General features: G+C 66.1%; 1 pseudogene. It reads left to right on the top strand.

Annotation, left to right across the window (positions count from 1 at the left end):
- Positions 1 to 626: pseudogene (locus EN818_RS30675) on the top strand (IS3 family transposase); the annotation flags it as partial.

The raw sequence follows: 626 nt of genomic DNA, 5'->3' as shown, positions 1-626 counted from the left end.
GAGCGTCGCCGGTTCGGCTACCGGCGTCTTCTCGTGATGCTGAGGCGGGAGGGCCTGGTCGTGAACCACAAGAAGCTGTTCCGGCTCTATCGGGAGGAGAAGCTCGCCGTTCGCCGCCGTGGCGGCCGCAAGCGGGCGATCGGGACCAGGGCGCCGATGCTGGTGCCGCTGAGGCCCGACGAGCGCTGGTCGCTCGACTTCGTATCGGACCAGCTCACCGACGGGCGCCGCTTCCGCATCCTGGCCGTCGTCGACGACTGCACGAGAGAGTGGCTGGCACTCATCGTTGATACGTCTCTCTCGGGCATGCGGGTTGCCCGCGAATTGGACCGGCTCATCACTGAGCGCGGCCGGCCCAGGATGATCGTCAGCGACAATGGCAGCGAGTTCACCTCGAACGCCATCCTCTCCTGGGCGGATCAGAACCGCGTCGATGGCATTACATTGCGCCCGGCAAGCCGATGCAGAATGGCTTCATCGAGAGCTTCAACGGCCGACTGCGCGATGAACTGCTCAACGAGACGCTGTTCACCTCGCTGGCTCAGGCGCGCGTAGCCATCGCCCTGTGGCACGCCGACTACAACACCGCGCGGCCGCACTCCCAAATCGCCTGGCAGACCCCGGCC

This window comes from Mesorhizobium sp. M3A.F.Ca.ET.175.01.1.1, assembly GCF_004791945.1.
Classification (GTDB): Bacteria; Pseudomonadota; Alphaproteobacteria; order Rhizobiales; family Rhizobiaceae; genus Mesorhizobium.
The sequence above is the reverse complement of the archived record's forward strand: the minus strand, read 5'-3'. Positions and strand labels throughout refer to the sequence as shown.